The sequence below is a fragment of the Microbacterium sp. AZCO genome (assembly GCF_039614715.1).
Lineage (GTDB): Bacteria > Actinomycetota > Actinomycetes > Actinomycetales > Microbacteriaceae > Microbacterium.
In genome coordinates, this window is the sequence record NZ_CP154857.1 from 594,832 (window position 1) to 608,980 (window position 14,149).

Consider the following 14,149-nt stretch of genomic DNA (forward strand, 5'->3'; position numbering starts at 1 on the left):
CGAGGAGAGATCGGGGGTCTTCGCAGATGTCACCGTAAGAGGGTACTCGGGGACCTATTCCCCCGGTGGCATGGCAGTTCCCAGCGCAGACTTAGGAAAGTCAGGGCAAGATGGACTGTCCCCTTCCCTATTCAGAGGTCTCTTCTGTGCGCACTCGACGTCTCGCTCTCCTTTCTGCCGCTGCCCTGTCGGCGCTGATCCTCGCCGGCTGCTCGGGTTCTCCGGCAGCCCCGGAGGCCTCGCCCTCCGCGAGCGCATCCGCCGACCTCTGCAGCGCCAAGGTCGCTCCGGGCGCCGCCTCCGACGCGGTCACGGTGGACGGAAAGGCCGGCACCGAGTCGACCGCGACGTTCACGGCGCCTCTCGAGGTGACCGAGCTCCAGTCGACGCAGCTCGACGAGGGCTCCGGTGACAAGCTCCAGGCGGGCGACATCGTGCAGTTCGCGCTCTCCGCCTTCGACGCGACGAGCGGCGAGAAGCTCGGCGCGCAGGGCTACAACAACGACCTCCTGCCGCAGCAGATCTCCCCGGACTCGGCGCTCGGCCAGGTCGTCGGCTGCGCCAAGCCCGGTTCGCGCTACGCCGTGACCTTCCCCGCCGCCGAGGACCAGGGCACGTCGGCCCAGGTCTACATCATCGACGTCAAGGGCACCGTCCCCGACGCCGCGTGGGGGGAGCCGCAGGCGCCCGTCGACGGCATGCCCACCGTCGAGCTCGACAAGGACGGCTCGCCCACGGTGACGCTGCCCAAGGGCGACATCCCCACCGAGTTCAAGAAGTCGACGCTCAAGAAGGGCGACGGCGCCGTCGTCGAGGCCGGCGACTCGGTGCTCGTGCAGTACCACGGCGTCTCGTGGGACACCGGCGACGTCTTCGACGAGTCGTGGGGCAAGCAGCCGTTCACCTTCACCGTCGGCAGCGGCGTCGTGCAGGGCTTCTCCGACGCCGTGACCGGTGAGACCGTCGGCTCGCAGGTCATCGCGGTGCTCCCGCCCTCCGTCGCCTACGGCGAGAAGAGCGAGTCCAACACGAGCCAGCTCGCGGGGCAGACCCTCGTGTTCGTCGTCGACATCCTCGCGGCCTCGAAGCCCGCGGCGCAGTAGCGCCGTCTCGCGTCAGAGCCCGTCACCGCTCGGTGGCGGGCTCTTCGCATGCCCGCGGGTAGTCTGTCGGGGTGCGGCGCGTCCTCATCCTCGGCTCCACCGGATCGATCGGCACCCAGGCGCTCGACGTCATCCGGGCCAATCCCGGGCGATTCGAGGTCGTGGGCCTCGCCGCGGGCTCGAACCGCGAGCTCCTGGCGGCGCAGGCAGACGAGTTCGACGTCGACGACACGGCGATCGGCGCCGTCGCGGCCGAGCAGCTGGTGCGGGACGTCGAGACCGACGTCGTCCTCAACGGCATCACGGGATCGGTCGGGCTCGGTCCGACGCTCGCGGCGCTGGAGTGCGGGCGGACGCTGGCGCTCGCCAACAAGGAGTCGCTCATCGTGGGCGGTCACCTCGTCACCGAGCGGGCGAAGCCCGGGCAGATCGTGCCGGTCGACTCCGAGCACTCCGCCATCGCGCAGGCGCTGCGGGCGGGCGCGCCCGAAGAGGTGCGACGGCTCGTCCTCACGGCATCCGGCGGCCCCTTCCGGGGACGCAGCCGCGAGTCGCTCGCGGAGGTGACCCCGATCGAAGCCCTCGCCCACCCGACATGGGACATGGGCCGCGTCGTCACCACCAACTCCGCGACGCTCGTCAACAAGGGCCTCGAGGTCATCGAGGCGCACCTCCTCTTCGACGTGTCGTTCGACCGCATCGACGTCGTGGTGCATCCGCAGTCGATCGTGCACTCGATGGTCGAGTTCACCGACGGATCGACGATCGCGCAGGCCTCGCCGCCCGACATGCGCCTGCCCATCTCGCTCGGCCTCGACTGGCCCCGCAGGGTCGCGGGCGTCGGCCGCCCGCTCGACTGGTCGACCGCATCGTCGTGGACCTTCGAGCCCCTCGACGAGCACGCTTTCCCGTCCGTGCGGCTCGCGAAGCATGTCGGCCGTGCCGGCGGCACGTACCCCGCCGTCTTCAACGCGGCGAACGAGCAGGCCGTCGACGCGTTCCACGAGGGCGCCCTGTCGTTCCCGGGCATCGTCGAGACCATCGAGCGTGTCGTCGACGCGCACGAAGCCCCCGCTCAGCTCACGCGCGAGTCGCTCGCCGCGGCGGAGTCGTGGGCGAGGGATGCCGCGGACCGCGCCATCGCCGCGCGCCGCTGACCTGGCGCTTCAGGAGGAGATGGCGGCGGCGGAGGATCGCGCCGGCGCCCGGCATCCTCCCGAGTTGCCATCTCCTCCCGGACGGGCGCGCGGGAGGGCGGGCGGGCCGCACCTGAGGGCCGGCCGCACCCGCGGCCGCGCTCAGAAGAGCGGGCGCGTCGGGTCGGAGAGCGGTGTCTCGTCCTCCGGGTACGGCACGGGCCAGTGCGGCTCGGGCACGGGCCAGCCCTCGGCGGCGAGGGCGCGGCGCGCGAGCTCGCGGGCCGAGTAGGGCGTGCGGACGCCCCGCACGTCGCGGTAGTCCTGATGCCCGGGGCCGGCCCAGAGGATCGCGTCGCCGTCGCCGACGAGTCGCACGGCCTCGATGATGGCCCGCTCGGGCGGTGAGAACTCGAGGATCTCGGCGTCGGGCCGGGCGATCCGCGCGCCCTCGATCAGCGTCGCGCGGATGGAGTCGGGGTCTTCGAAGCGCGGGTGGTGGTCGGTGATGACGAGGATGTCGCTGCCCTCGACGGCCGTGCGGCCCATGTCGTGGCGCTTCGTCGCGTCGCGGTCGCCGTCGGCGCCGAAGAGCATGAGCACCTTGCCGGGGGTGACGCGGCGCACCGCGGCGAGCGTCTTCTCGAACGCATCGGGGGAATGGCCGAAGTCGACGTAGACGGCGGGGCCGCGGTCGCCCGAGACGAGCTGCGTGCGTCCGGGCAGGTACGCCTCGATGCGCCCGCCGTCGAGGGCGTCGACGAGGGCGCTCCACTCGTAGCCGCCCTCGAGGATCATGACAATCGCGAGTCCCGCGTTGGCGGCCATGTGCCGGCCGATGACGGGGACGACCGTCGTGAGCGAGCGGCCGTCCTTTGCCTCGAGGCGGAAGCGCGTTCCGGCCGGGCGCTCGTCGAGGATCTCCACGGTCCAGTCGGCGGCGGCCGCGGCCTCCGGATCGGCCGCGATCGCGGGCGTGCCGACCGTGACGTACGGCACCTCCGCTCGCTCGACGACCTCGAGGCCGGGAGTGGAGTCGAGGGAGATGACGGCGCGACGCGACCGGTCGGCCCGGAAGAGGGGGAGCTTCGCCTCGAAGTACTCGCGCATGTCGGCGTAGTCGTCGAGGTGGTCGTGGCTGAGGTTGGTGAAGCCGGCGACGTCGAAGAGCAGCCCGTCGACGCGATGCCGGCTGAGCGCCTGCGCGCTCACCTCGACGGCGACGGCCTGGACGCCCCGCTCGCGCATGAGTGCGAGGAGCGCGTGGAACTCGGATGCCTCGGGCGTCGTGAGCCGCGAGACGATGACCTCGCCCGCGATGTGCCGCTCCGCCGTCGACGAGAGTCCCGTCACGACGCCGAGCTGGCCGAGGATGCCCTCGAGCAGGTGCGACACGCTCGTCTTGCCGTTGGTGCCGGTCGTGCCGAACAGGAGCGGCAGGTCGTCGTCGGGGCCGGTGCCGTACACCCACGCCGACAGGTCGCCGAGGAGCGCGCGCGGGTCGTCCACCACGAGCACGGGGAGCCCGGATGCCTCGGCGATGTCGGCTCCCGCGGCATCCGTCACGATCGCGACGGCGCCCTTCTCGGCCGCCGTCGCCGCGAACTCGGCACCGTGGCGGTTGACGCCGCGGATCGCCACGAACGCCTCGCCGGGGCGCAGATCGGCGGTCGCGAGGGTGATGCCGCTCACCTCGACCCCCGCGACGTCACCGCGCACCTCGCTCGCGAACCGGTCGGCGAGGTCGGCGAGCGGCCGGGCGGGCGGATTCTCGGGGCGGAGGACGGGAGGCAGATTCGAGGGAGCGTCAGTCGGCATGGCGCTTCCATCCTCTCATCGAGGGGCCGCTCCGCCTCCCCGATGTGGACGGCCTCCCTCCCGTTCGTCTCCGTCGGATGCGCGCCGGGTGGCGCCATCCGGGTCATCCGACGGAGACGAACGCAGGGGGAGTGGGTCAGGCCTTCCGGCGCCCGCGCGCGAGCACGACGACGAGCGTCGCGACGGCGACGGCCAGTGCGCCGCCGGCCAGGAGCCGTGCGACGGAGTCTGCTGCCCCGGAGGATGCGGCGCTCGACGCGTCCGAGGCGGCGGCTGCGTCGGCCGCCGCGACGGGATCGCCGTCATCCTCGGTCGCGACGGCGTCGCCCACGGCTACCGTCGGCGCGGGTGAGTCGAGCGATTCGGGATCCTCCCCGGCGGCCGCGACCTGCGTCCACGCGGTGGAGCCGTCGACGCATTCCTGCGTGATCGGGAAGACGGCGGTCGTGTTCGGGGCCTCCTCGGAGAAGGCCACGACGAGGCTCACGGAGGCCTGCAGGCCGGACTCGATCGGCTGGTCGCTCGTGAAGGTGACGCGCGTGGGCTGGTCGTCGGCGCCGAGGTCGCGCTGGATCGTCCATCCGCCCTCGACGACGGGAGCCGTCGTCGCTACTCCGTCGGGGATGTCGATGACGAGCGCCGTCGTCGGCGAGCCGTCGCACCCGTGTGCGAACGAGAACGTGAGCGTCTCGTTCGCACCGGCGGGCGCGGTGGCGGGGTCGACGTGGACGTGGGCGGATGCCGCGAGCGGTGCCGCGAGGGCGAGCGCGGCGCCCGCGGCGACTCCGGCGAGGGTGAGGACGGTGCGGCGGCGAGGGGTGTGGCGGCGGGGGGTGCGGGAAGTGGTCATGCGAATGCGTCTTTCTGCATCGGTGCGCGCGACGGCGTCCGCCGATCGCGGCGCGAGAAGGAGCGGCGGCGGAGCCGCCGGAGGGTGTCGGGATGCGGCGGCTCAGGCCGCCGCGAAGGCCCGCGCGGGCGGGCCCCTCCGCGAGATCTCCGATGAGAAGGACGCCGTGCGCGCCGCCGCGACGATGACCCGCGCCGGCGCGAGCGAGCGCGGGAGCCACGGGCGCGGGGCTTCGAGGCGCAGGCGGACGAGTCGCAGGATGCCGCGCGCGAGGGCGCGCAGCATCCGCTCCCCCCGGTAGAGCGCGGCGACCGTCACGGCCGCCGCGACGGCGTGGCCGAGGAGCATGAGGGGGTCGGGCGGCCACGTCGCGACCGCCGCGGGGGTCAGCTGCAGGAGGTCGGCGTGATGCGCGTGGGCGATCGTCGTGCCCGTCGCGCCGGAGGCGACCGCGAACGAGGCGTGGAAGAGCACCTGGCTCGCGACAACCGTCAGCGCGAGACGCCACAGCGCGAGGCGACGTCCCGCGAGCAGCACGGCGATGGGTGACGCGAGCAGCGCGACAGCGAGCACGAGCAGCGGGGGAGGCGCGCCGCCGCCCGCGAGGGTGTGCGCCGTCGCGGCGACGATGGTGGCGACGGATGCCGCAGCGGCGCCGCGCAGCGCGCGGACCTGCCGAGCCGCCCGGCGCGATGCAGGGGCGGCGGAGGTCGGCATGGTGGATTCATCCTCTCACCCGCCTCGGCAACCCGCCCTCCCGGCTGGGTGCAGCTTGACGGCGAACTCAAAGGCTTGCGCGAGTACCGTTGCCGTGTGACCGCCATCGCCTTCGTCATCGGCGTCGTCGTGCTCGTCGTCGGGCTCGCCGTGTCGATCGCGCTTCATGAACTGGGGCACCTGCTGCCCGCCAAGCGCTTCGGCGTGCGCGTCGGTCAGTACATGATCGGTTTCGGTCCGACCCTCTGGTCGCGCCGCAAGGGCGAGACCGAGTACGGCTTCAAGGCGATCCCCCTCGGCGGCTACATCTCGATGGCGGGCATGTACCCGCCCTCGCCGAGCGAGGCGGCGGGCAAGCCGGGACGCGCCGGCGGCGGCTTCTTCGCCACGATGGTGCAGGACGCCCGCACGGCGAACGACGAGACGCTCCACGGTCGGGACGACGACCGCGTCTTCTACAAGCTCCCGGTGTGGAAGCGCGTCGTCGTGATGCTCGGCGGGCCGGTCATGAACCTGCTCCTCGCCGTCGTCCTGTTCACCATCGTCTTCAGCGGCATCGGCGTGCAGACGGCGACGACGACCGTCGCGAGCCTGTCGGATTGCGTGCCGGCCGCCGTCTCGGCCGAGTGCACGGCCGGTGACCCGCCGGCGCCGGCCGAAGCCGCGGGCATCCAGCCGGGCGACGTCATCGTGTCCGTCGACGGCACTCCGGTCTCGACGTTCGCCGAGGCATCCGCCATCATCCGGAAGTCGCCCGGGCAGTCGATCCCCATCGTCGTCGAGCGCGACGGCGCGGAGCAGACGATCACCGTCACCCCCGCCACGATCCAGGCGACGAGCCCGTCGGACGAGAGCGCGACGACCGAGGTCGGCTTCGTCGGCATCAGTCCGAAGGTCGAGTACGTCAGACAGCCCATCTGGACCGGAGCGCAGACCGCGGTCGAGAACGTGGGCCAGGTCGCCTCGATCATCTGGCAGCTCCCGGTCAAGGTCTATCAGACCGCCGTCGACCTCGTGACGGGCCAGGAGCGCGACCCGAACGGGCCGCTCAGCGTCGTCGGCGCGGGCATCATCGCGGGCGAGGTCGCCGCGGTCGATGCGCCGATCGTCAACCGCGTCTCGGCGATCCTGGGCCTGCTCGCCTCGCTCAACATCGCGCTGTTCGTCTTCAACCTCATCCCGCTCCTGCCGCTCGACGGCGGGCACGTCGTCGTTGCCCTGTGGGACGGTCTCAAGCGCGCGTGGGCGAAGCTGTTCAAGCTGCCCGCGCCGAAGCCGGTCGACGCGACGAAGCTCGTGCCGGTGACGTTCGTCGTCGTGATCGCGCTCGTCGTGATGGGCGCAGTGCTGATCCTGGCCGACATCTTCAACCCGGTGTCGATCATCCGGTAGCGACTTTGCGGAGGGTGTCGAAATCGGGGTTGTCCGTTCGCTGATGAGGTGAAACGGTTCCCCTGAGGAAAGGACCCCGACCGTGAAGTACGTCATCATGTTCACCTCGACGCCCGAGCTCGACGCGGCAGTCCCGCCGGAACGCGCCCAGGAGGTCTACACCCGCGTCTGGGAGTGGTTCCAGCAGCACGACGCCAAGATCGCCGACGGCGGGGCCGAGCTCCAGCCCGTCACGACCGCGACGACGGTGACGCACGGCGGCGAAGGTCCCGTCGTCGCCGACGGCCCGTTCTCAGAGGCGAAGGAGGTCGTGGGCGGATTCAGCGTCCTCGATGTCGCGGACCTCGACGAGGCGATCGCGATCGTGCGCACCTGGCCCATGCTCGACCTCCCGGGCAACTCGGTCGAGATCCGCCCGATGGTCACCGACTACAGCCAGTTCGAGCAGTGACAACCTGGGATGCCGCGTCCCCGGGCGACCCCGCCCGGGGCGCGGCATCCTCCGATCTCGCCCTCGCGCGGGTCGTCCGCGAGGAGTCGGGCCGCATCGTCGCTGCGCTCACGGCGTCGCTCGGCAACCTCGACCTCGCGGAGGAGTCGGTCGCCGAGGCCGTCGAGGAGGCGCTGCGGGAGTGGCGGGAGAGAGGCATCCCGCCCAATCCCGGCGCGTGGCTCACGCAGGCCGCCCGGCACAACGCCCTCGATCGGCTGCGTCGCGACAAGCGATACCGCGAGAAGATCGCGCTCCTCGCCGAGACGCCGGCCGCGTCGATGGATGCCGAGCCCGACGAGCGACTGCCCTTGCTGTTCGGCTGCTGCCACCCAGCGCTGTCGCCCGACGCGCAGCTCGCGCTGACCCTGCGGGCGGTGTGCGGCCTCACGACGGCGCAGATCGCGCGGGCGACGCTGTCGGCGCAGGCGTCGGTCAGTCAGCGGATCGTCCGGGCCAAGCGCAAGATCGGGGCCGCGGGCATCCTGATCCGCATCCCTTCGGGGGCCGACCGCGCGGAGCGGCTCGACGTGGTCCTGACCGTCGTGTCCGTCATGTACAGCGAGGCGCATCTCGTCGCCGGGGGCGACGCGTCGGCCGATCGCGACCTCGCCGACGACGCGCTCTGGCTCGCGGGCGTCGTCGCCACGGCGCTGCCGCGCGAGGCCGAGGCGCACGGGCTGCGGTCACTGTTGCTGTTCCACCGTGCGCGCGAGAACGCGCGGGCCGTCGACGGCGAGCTGGTGCTGCTGGGCGATCAGGACAGGTCGAGATGGGATGCTGCGCTCCTGGCCGAGGCGCATCGCTCGCTGGAGCGCGCGGCTCGGCTCCGCCGCCCCGGGCGCTGGCAGCTGCACGCCGCGATCGCGGCCTGCCATTCGGATGCGGTCACCTCCGCGGACACCGACTGGCTGCAGCTGCTGACGCTGTACGACATGCTGCTCGCGTACGACCGGTCGCCGCTCGTGCGGCTCAACCGCGCTGTCGCGCTCGCCGAGGTCGAGGGTCCGGCGCTCGCGCTCGCCGAGGTCGACGCCCTCGACCTGCCGGGCTACCACCTGTGGCACGCCGTGCGCGGACACCTGCTCCGCCGCCTCGGTCGAGACGGCGAGGCGACCGAAGCCGACCTCCGCGCGCTCGAGCTCACCGCGAACGAGGCCGAGCGCCGGCTCATCTCCGCGCGGCTGGCGCGCTGACGGGTCGAGGTCAGGCGCCGACCGGAGTGAGCGCGTGCGAGACGAGCCGCTCGAGCGTCGTCATGCCGTCGCGCGACAGGATCGACTCGAGGTGGCCCTGCACCGACGCGAAGCCCGGGCCGCGCAGTGCGTACACGTCCCCGGTCGCGGGGTCGGCCGAGACCTCGGCCTCGCCGACCTCGGTCGTGCCCGGCGCCACGCGCGCCGTGAAGGTGTTGTAGAAGCCGATGGATGCCGGCATCCCGAACAAGTCCACCGTCTTCTGCAGCCCCTGGTGGGGGCGGGCGAGCGGCGCGAGGTCGATGCCGAGCGAGTCGGCGAGGATCTGGTGGCTGAGGCACACCGTCAGGAGCGGCCTTCCCGACGCGCGGCGCCGCGCCACCACGTCGCGCATGCGCGTGATGCGGGCGCTGGACGGGTCGCGAGGGTCGCCCGGACCGGGGCCGCACACGACGAGCTCAGCGGCGTCGATCTGATCGTCGGTGACCCTGCTCCACGGCACGATCTCGACGTCGAGGCCGAGGTGGCGCAGCTGGTGCGCGAGCATCGTCGTGAAGCGGTCCTCGACATCGACCACGATGGCGGAGCGTCCCGCGATGGGGCCCGAGCCGCCGGCATCCTGAGGGTTCAGCCAGAACGCCGCGAGGCGCGCGTTGCGCGACTCGAGCAGCGCCGCGATCGACGGGTCGTCCGCGAGGCGAACCGGCTCGACCGCGGGAGCGTCCTCATCGATCGCGGGAACCGGGGCGTCGCGGGGGATCGCGCCGATGGCGCCGAGCACGCCCGCCGCCTTGCCGTGCGTCTCGCTGACCTCGCCGTAGGGGTCCGAATGGCGCACGAGCGTCGCGCCGACGGGCACGCGCAGCCGCCCGTCGACGAGATAGGCCGTGCGGATGAGGATCGGCGCGTCGAGGTCGTGCGTCGCCTCGCCGTCGGCGACCGCATCCGTCCGCGGAGTGAACAGGGCGGCGACGCCCGAGTAGTAGCCGCGCGCCGTCGCCTCGTGCCGGGTGATGACGGTGCACGCGTTCTGCATCGGCGACCCGGTCACCGTCGGGGCGAACATCGTCTCGCGCAGGATGTCGCGCGGGTCGAGCCTGCTGCGACCGCGCAGGACGTACTCGGTGTGCGTCAGGCGCGACATCTCCTTGAGGTGCGGACCCGTGATGCGGCCGCCGTCGGAGCAGACGGCGCTCATCATCTTGAGCTCCTCGTCGACGACCATGAAGAGCTCCTCGGTCTCCTTCGTCGACTCGAGGAACTCGCTGAGGGTCTCGGGTGTCGCGCCGCCCGCGGGGTGGCGGAACGTGCCGGAGATCGGGTTCATCGTCACGACGCCGTCCTGCGCGCTGACATGCGCCTCGGGGCTCGCGCCGACCGCGATGTGCCCGGGCGTCACGATCGCGAAGGTCCAGTAGGCGCCGCGCTCGTACTCGAGGAGCGCCCGGAACCACGTGAGGGCGGCGGTGCGGGCATCCGCGTCGACCCCCGCCGTGAAGTCGCGGCGGATGACGAAGTTGGCGCCCTCGCCGCGCCCGATCTCGTCGGCGATCACGCGTCGGACGATGTCGGCGTAGTCCTCGTCGGCGACGTCGAAGCCGGCATCCTGAAGCGCGATCGGGGCCGACGGCAGCGACGCGAGCGCTTCCTCCCGGGCGAAGGCGACGTGGTCCGAGACGACGATGCAGCGCAGTGGAGCGCGGTCGTCGTGGCACTCGAAGCCGCGCTCGACGACCTGCCGGAAGGGCACGAGCGCGAGGACTTCGCGCGGGCCCGAGGCATCCGCCAGCGGAATGTCGCCGAGGCGCTCGACGTCGACGACGTCGCCGGTGAGCAGTTCGACCGTCGCGCCGTCGCGCGCGATGAGCGCGAACGACTCGGCCGCCGCGAGCGCGTCGGGAAGAGAGGAGGGGCTCGGTGTCATCGCCGGCCTTTCATCGGGTCAGGCGGTCGCTGCAAAAACAAAGACCGCCCTCGGGCGGTCTGTGATCTTCGGGGAACGCGAACACACCGCCGTCAGCGGGCGGGCCACCAGACGGTGAGATTCGCGGACATGCGGTCACGATAGCAGACGGTCAGACGCCGTTGCGCTCGAGCGCCGCCTCCTGATGCCGGAAGCCGATCGTCTCGTAGCCGACGACGATGACGAAAGGGGATGCCGCGACCAGGAGCAGCGCCGTGCCGATCGACGCGCCGGCCGCTGCGGCGACGACGCTGAGCACGAGCACGGCCACTCCGCCGAGGAAGAGCCAGACGTGGAACGGGTCGAACGTGCGGAGCAGGTACGAGTACAGCGAGAAGACGAACACCTCGAAGGCCAGCACGGGGATCGCGACCGTCAGAAGGGCGAAGGATGCATCCACCTCGGCGTGGTGGGAGATCACCTGAGCCGCGACATGCAGGCCCGTCCCGACGCCGATCAGCGAGGCGAACACGAAGATGTGCCCGTACCCCCACACGAAGCCGCGCCCCCGGTGGCGGTGGAGGATGCGACCTGACGGCATCATGAAGTACACCCACCACAGGCCGAAGACGAGCGCCGTCCCGGCGAAGGCGACCACTCCCGCCTCGAGCGACCAGCCCTGCTGCTGCACGACCGCCGAGATCGCGAGGATCGTTCCGAGCACGATCTCGCCGAGCGTGATGATCGTCAGCAGGCCGTAGCGCTCTGCGATGTGGTGCCCGTGCCAGGGCGTCCGGCCGTACTTCAGCTCTGCGAAGAGCGGGCCCGCGAGCTCGAAGAGGATCAGCACGATGACGATCGCGAAGGTCGGTGCGACCGGCAGGTTCAGGAAGATCAGGGCGACCCAGAAGACCTGCGCGATCGAGATGTTGACGGCGTAGGCGAGGGCGGTCTTGCGGTGGGCCGGGTCGTTCTTGGCCGCGCGCAGCCACAGCGCGACGGCGGCCACGCGCATGATGACGTAGCCCGAGACGAGCACGCCGTTGTCGAGGTGCTCGCCCTCGGCGAGCGATTCGAAGACCGGCGGCACGCCGAGCGCCACGATCAGCACGCCGATCATCTCGACCATCGTGGCGAGGCGGAAGAAGATGTCGTCGTTGTCGTACGCCGAGGCGAGCCAGGAGTAGTTGATCCAGGCCCACGTCACGGCGAACGTGCAGAAGAGGAAGCCCGCGAGCGCCGTCGACAGATCGCCCACCTCGAGGTAGTGCGCGGCCTCCGACGAGATCTGGCTGAACGCGACGACGAAGGTGAGGTCGAAGAGCAGCTCGAGGGGGGTCGACGCCCGGTGCGCCTCGTGCGGATCGCGCCCCGTCATTCGTCCGAGGCGATGGCTGAGGCTCATGCGGGGCAAGATACCAGCGCGGCGCGACGTCCCGTCACCGCCGGGGCTCCCAGCCTCGCGTCATCGGGTCGGCGTAGGCTGGCAGGCGTGCCTGCAGTGAATCTCGGGATGCCGAAGGTCCCCGACGTCCTCGCCCCCCGCCGCAAGAGCCGCCAGATCAAGGTCGGCAAGGTGCTCGTCGGGGGCGACGCCCCCGTCAGCGTCCAGTCCATGACGACGACGCCGACGACGAACATCAACGCGACCCTGCAGCAGATCGCCGAGCTGACGGCGTCCGGCTGCGAGATCGTGCGCGTCGCGGTGCCGTCGCAGGACGACGCCGACGTGCTGCACATCATCGCCGCCAAGAGCCAGATCCCGGTCATCGCCGACATCCACTTCCAGCCGAAGTACGTCTTCCAGGCGATCGACGCCGGCTGTGCCGCCGTGCGCGTCAACCCCGGGAACATCCGCAAGTTCGACGACCAGGTGGGCGCGATCGCCAACGCGGCGAAGGCGGCGGGCGTCTCGCTCCGCATCGGCGTCAACGCGGGCTCGCTCGACCCGCGCCTCCTCGAGAAGTACGGCAAGGCGACACCCGAGGCGCTCGCCGAGAGCGCCCGGTGGGAGGCATCCCTCTTCGAGGAGCACGACTTCCACGACTTCAAGATCTCCGTCAAGCACAACGACCCGGTCGTCATGGTGAAGGCCTACCGCCTGCTCGCGGCGATGGGGGACTGGCCGCTGCACCTCGGCGTCACGGAGGCCGGCCCCGCCTTCCAGGGCACGATCAAATCGGCGACCGCGTTCGGCATCCTGCTCGGCGAGGGCATCGGCGACACGATCCGTGTCTCGCTGTCGGCCCCGCCCGCCGAAGAGGTCAAGGTCGGTCACCAGATCCTCCAGTCGCTCAACCTGCGCGAGCGCAAGCTCGAGATCGTCTCGTGCCCGTCGTGCGGACGCGCGCAGGTCGACGTGTACTCGCTCGCCGATTCGGTCACCGAGGGCCTCAAGGACATGACCGTGCCGCTGCGCGTCGCCGTCATGGGCTGCGTCGTCAACGGCCCCGGCGAGGCGCGCGAGGCCGATCTCGGCGTCGCGTCGGGCAACGGCAAGGGACAGATCTTCGTCAAGGGCCAGGTCATCAAGACGGTGCCCGAGTCCGAGATCGTCGCGACGCTCATCGAAGAGGCGAACCGCATCGCCGACGAGCTCGGCCCTGACGCCCCGGTCGGCACCGCCCAGGTCGTCACGGCCTGAGGCGCGGCATGAGCGCGATCTTCGAGGCCATCGACGACTCGCTGGCGCGCTGGATCGCGCGGCAGCCGATGTTCTTCGTCGCAACGGCGCCGCTGGCGGCCGATGGGCACGTCAACGTGTCGCCGCGCGGCCTCGACTGCTTCAGCGTGCTCGACGGCAGCACCGTCGCCTGGGTCGACCTCACCGGCTCAGGGGCCGAGACGATCGCGCACCTGCGCGAGAACGGCCGCATCTGCGTCATGTTCTCGTCGTTCGGTCCGCAGCCGCGCATCCTCCGTGTCCACGGCCGCGGTCGTGTCGAGACGGCCGGCGAGGTGTTCGACGACGTCGTGGCGCGGCATCCCTCGCTCATCGGACCGCGCGCGGTCATCGTCGTCGACGTCGACCGCATCGCCGACTCGTGCGGCTGGGGGGTTCCCCGCATGCAGCTCGTCGACGACGGCGAGCGCGGGATCATGGGCCCGTGGGCCGAGAAGAAGGGCCCTCAGGGTCTCGTGCGCTACCGCACTCAGAAGAACCTCGAAAGTCTGGACGGCCTCCCCGCGCTGAGCCTCGACGAGGTCTGAGCCGCTCGTCAGCCCCGGCGCCGGCCGACGCGATGCGCGATGGCGCCGTAGAGCCGGACGAGCTGCGGCACGACGAGGTAGAAGGCGACGGGGACGACGACGGCCGTGAGCACCGCCGTGCGCAGCACGGGATGCCACGAGCCCGAGATCGGCGCGAGGAGCAGCGAGCCGATCGTGACGAGCGGGAAGATCGCGAGCCACGTCAGCAGGGCGCGCACGTGCTGGGACGGCGCCGGATGCGTCGGGCGGATGACCGGAGTGGCGGCGGTGTCGGTCATGGTCGGCGTCCTTCGATCCGTGCGGCGAGTGCGATGCGGCGTACAAGCGCACGACG

General features: G+C 71.6%; 13 protein-coding genes. 7 read left to right on the forward strand and 6 right to left on the reverse strand.

Annotated features, from left to right (window positions below):
• Nucleotides 1-146 precede the first annotated feature (146 nt).
• Both AAIB33_RS02705 and dxr read left to right on the forward strand, forming a co-directional pair.
• Nucleotides 147-1,103: an FKBP-type peptidyl-prolyl cis-trans isomerase gene (locus tag AAIB33_RS02705; protein WP_345802032.1), complete on the forward strand. Its 957-nt coding sequence runs from the start codon at nt 147-149 to the stop codon at nt 1,101-1,103.
• Between the two features lie 71 nt (nt 1,104-1,174).
• Nucleotides 1,175-2,260: a 1-deoxy-D-xylulose-5-phosphate reductoisomerase gene (gene dxr, locus AAIB33_RS02710; protein WP_345802033.1), complete on the forward strand. Its 1,086-nt coding sequence runs from the start codon at nt 1,175-1,177 to the stop codon at nt 2,258-2,260.
• A gap of 141 nt (nt 2,261-2,401) precedes the next feature.
• Here the strand turns inward: dxr and AAIB33_RS02715 are convergent, their stop codons facing one another.
• The 3 genes from AAIB33_RS02715 to AAIB33_RS02725 form a co-directional block, all read right to left on the reverse strand.
• Complete coding sequence (locus AAIB33_RS02715; protein ID WP_345802034.1) at nt 2,402-4,057, reverse strand: UDP-N-acetylmuramoyl-L-alanyl-D-glutamate--2,6-diaminopimelate ligase; 1,656 nt, start codon at nt 4,055-4,057, stop codon at nt 2,402-2,404.
• Between the two features lie 136 nt (nt 4,058-4,193).
• Nucleotides 4,194-4,907 carry a DUF1775 domain-containing protein gene (locus AAIB33_RS02720; protein ID WP_345802035.1) on the reverse strand — a complete coding sequence of 238 codons (714 nt, stop codon included), beginning with the start codon at nt 4,905-4,907 and terminating at the stop codon, nt 4,194-4,196.
• 102 nt (nt 4,908-5,009) lie between these two features.
• A complete protein-coding gene (locus tag AAIB33_RS02725; protein WP_345802036.1) occupies nt 5,010-5,624 on the reverse strand; it encodes a hypothetical protein in 615 nt (204 codons plus the stop codon).
• Between the two features lie 96 nt (nt 5,625-5,720).
• Here AAIB33_RS02725 and AAIB33_RS02730 point away from each other — a divergent pair, with 96 nt between their 5' ends.
• The 3 genes from AAIB33_RS02730 (at nt 5,721) to AAIB33_RS02740 (ending at nt 8,702) form a co-directional block, all read left to right on the forward strand.
• A complete protein-coding gene (locus tag AAIB33_RS02730; protein ID WP_345802037.1) occupies nt 5,721-7,016 on the forward strand; it encodes a M50 family metallopeptidase in 1,296 nt (431 codons plus the stop codon).
• A gap of 82 nt (nt 7,017-7,098) precedes the next feature.
• Entirely contained in the window at nt 7,099-7,467 is a 369-nt protein-coding gene (locus AAIB33_RS02735; RefSeq protein ID WP_345802038.1) for a YciI family protein, read from the forward strand.
• Nucleotides 7,464-8,702, forward strand: a complete 1,239-nt coding sequence (locus AAIB33_RS02740; protein WP_345802039.1) for a DUF6596 domain-containing protein — start codon at nt 7,464-7,466, stop codon at nt 8,700-8,702. The genes AAIB33_RS02735 and AAIB33_RS02740 overlap by 4 nt, the downstream gene beginning before the upstream one ends.
• Before the next feature lie 10 nt (nt 8,703-8,712).
• Here AAIB33_RS02740 and AAIB33_RS02745 read toward each other — a convergent pair whose 3' ends face one another.
• Nucleotides 8,713-10,626, reverse strand: coding sequence for a chorismate-binding protein (locus tag AAIB33_RS02745; protein ID WP_345802040.1), 1,914 nt, complete (start codon nt 10,624-10,626; stop codon nt 8,713-8,715).
• A gap of 151 nt (nt 10,627-10,777) precedes the next feature.
• A complete protein-coding gene (locus tag AAIB33_RS02750) occupies nt 10,778-12,010 on the reverse strand; it encodes a low temperature requirement protein A (protein WP_345802041.1) in 1,233 nt (410 codons plus the stop codon).
• An 87-nt stretch (nt 12,011-12,097) separates the two neighbouring features.
• Here AAIB33_RS02750 and ispG point away from each other — a divergent pair, with 87 nt between their 5' ends.
• The gene (gene ispG / locus AAIB33_RS02755) at nt 12,098-13,249 is read left to right on the forward strand and encodes a flavodoxin-dependent (E)-4-hydroxy-3-methylbut-2-enyl-diphosphate synthase (RefSeq protein ID WP_345802042.1); all 1,152 of its coding nucleotides are present in this window, start codon (nt 12,098-12,100) and stop codon (nt 13,247-13,249) included.
• 8 nt (nt 13,250-13,257) lie between these two features.
• The gene (locus tag AAIB33_RS02760; RefSeq protein WP_345802043.1) at nt 13,258-13,815 is read left to right on the forward strand and encodes a pyridoxamine 5'-phosphate oxidase family protein; all 558 of its coding nucleotides are present in this window, start codon (nt 13,258-13,260) and stop codon (nt 13,813-13,815) included.
• Nucleotides 13,816-13,823: 8 nt separating this feature from the next.
• On the opposite strand, the gene AAIB33_RS02765 is transcribed toward AAIB33_RS02760, so the two are convergent.
• Nucleotides 13,824-14,093, reverse strand: a complete 270-nt coding sequence (locus AAIB33_RS02765) for a hypothetical protein (RefSeq protein WP_345802044.1) — start codon at nt 14,091-14,093, stop codon at nt 13,824-13,826.
• Between the last annotated feature and the right edge of the window lie 56 nt (nt 14,094-14,149).

Bases quoted from the DNA above. Each gene is read 5' to 3' on its own strand.
- AAIB33_RS02725 (WP_345802036.1), bottom strand. From the start codon at position 5,624: ATGCCGACCTCCGCCGCCCCTGCATCGCGCCGGGCGGCTCGGCAGGTC.
- AAIB33_RS02715 (WP_345802034.1), bottom strand. From the start codon at position 4,057: ATGCCGACTGACGCTCCCTCGAATCTGCCTCCCGTCCTCCGCCCCGAG.
- AAIB33_RS02745 (WP_345802040.1), bottom strand. From the start codon at position 10,626: ATGACACCGAGCCCCTCCTCTCTTCCCGACGCGCTCGCGGCGGCCGAG.
- AAIB33_RS02750 (WP_345802041.1), bottom strand. From the start codon at position 12,010: ATGAGCCTCAGCCATCGCCTCGGACGAATGACGGGGCGCGATCCGCAC.
- AAIB33_RS02720 (WP_345802035.1), bottom strand. From the start codon at position 4,907: ATGACCACTTCCCGCACCCCCCGCCGCCACACCCCTCGCCGCCGCACC.
- AAIB33_RS02765 (WP_345802044.1), bottom strand. From the start codon at position 14,093: ATGACCGACACCGCCGCCACTCCGGTCATCCGCCCGACGCATCCGGCG.
- AAIB33_RS02760 (WP_345802043.1), top strand. From the start codon at position 13,258: ATGAGCGCGATCTTCGAGGCCATCGACGACTCGCTGGCGCGCTGGATC.